Here is a 1,407-nt window from a genome sequence, read left to right on the forward strand (position 1 = left end):
ATCCAGGTCATATCGATTTCGGGCAGTGCGCCCGAGTGCCGAATTTCCCTTATTGTTTGCGTGTCCAAAAAGGGTTCTTTTCTGTATCTATTAATCAGTTCCGTGATGGCTCGCGGATTTCCGACCGTTTGGTCGAAAATATGATTCCAAAACATTTCCCGGTCTTGGACTTCCAAATTATTAGCTAATTGATTAATCAGCTGCAGCGCTTCGCGCCGGGGTAAATTTTTAACTTCGAGTTTCTCGAAGTTCCAAATAAAAGAAGTGTTTACCGCTTTTACTTCCCTGGCACCGGCGACGATTACGAAAGTGTCTTTCAAGCGTTCAATCACTTTCTTAGTTGTTGGCGTGATTGATGAAATATCATCTATAATCAAACAGTATTCGAACGCTGGAATCGATGCAATAATAGTATCGCAAAGGTGAATCACGTTTTCACGTTGTATTTTTTTGTTGATTTCATCGGTTGTAAAATCTTTCCAGAGCATAGCCAAAACGGTTTCTTTTTCCTTGAAAAGGAAAAGCAGAATTTGCGCTAATGATTTTTTGATATTGTCGGTATCGTCCAATCTCAAGATTTTTTTATCAGTTGTAATGTTTTTGAGCAAATGCGATTTACCCGAACCGATGGCACCGATTACCCAAGTCTTTATGTTCCGGCTGATGTTTTGGTTTAGGTTTGTCAATTCGGCATTTCTTCCAACGGTGAAATAAGACTCGGTAAAATCAATATTTATAAGCTGCTCCCGAGGATTTGGGACCAGGAACAAATACAATTTTTTATACCATTTCATTGGCGAAGCCGTGACGGCGTTTACACGGTGGCGTAGTTCTTCGGTTGGGATTTCGGCATAAATCAAAGTGGTATTAAAATTTTGATGTCCGAGCATGGTTTTAATTTCTGCTAGGGATGAACCTGCAGAAAGATGATGCGTTGCAAATGAATGCCGTAAGGCATGCGGATGCAAAGCCGGGATATTTGTTTTTTTGCTAATTAGGTTTAGAGCTTCCCACATTGTTTTTCTTGAAATATGCCCTAAAGAAGAAGTTTTGGAAGGGAATAGATAAGAGTTACTTTCTATTGAAATTTTATTCTTTTTTAAATATTCTCCGATAGCTTGATAAAGCCGGTTTGCTATGGGAATAGTTCGCAAGTGTTTTGATCCTCTTTTTTTTGCTGATTGAATTGTAATATTTCGATTTTTAAAATCAAAATTTTTGCATTTAATACTGCACGCTTCTGAAATTCGTAAACCTGCATCCAACATTAAAAGCACAATTACTTTGTGCTTTACATATTTGATTGATTCGAGAACCATTTGAGATTCTTCTTTGCTTATGTAATGAAATTGTTTTACTAGCATAGGCATAATTTGAGGGTTAACGTTTTCTTATGGAGAGAATGTT

Annotated in this window: 1 protein-coding gene; it reads right to left on the minus strand. The window is 37.6% G+C overall.

Features of this window, described 5'->3' with window-relative positions; genetic code table 11:
- On the minus strand, positions 1 to 1,364 hold a 1,364-nt coding region (locus tag FNW07_RS13610; protein ID WP_185964657.1), incomplete at its 3' end, for a site-specific integrase.
- Positions 1,365 to 1,407: the final 43 nt, after the last annotated feature.

It is taken from the genome of Flavobacterium sp. GT3R68, assembly GCF_007109225.1.
Taxonomy (GTDB): domain Bacteria; phylum Bacteroidota; class Bacteroidia; order Flavobacteriales; family Flavobacteriaceae; genus Flavobacterium.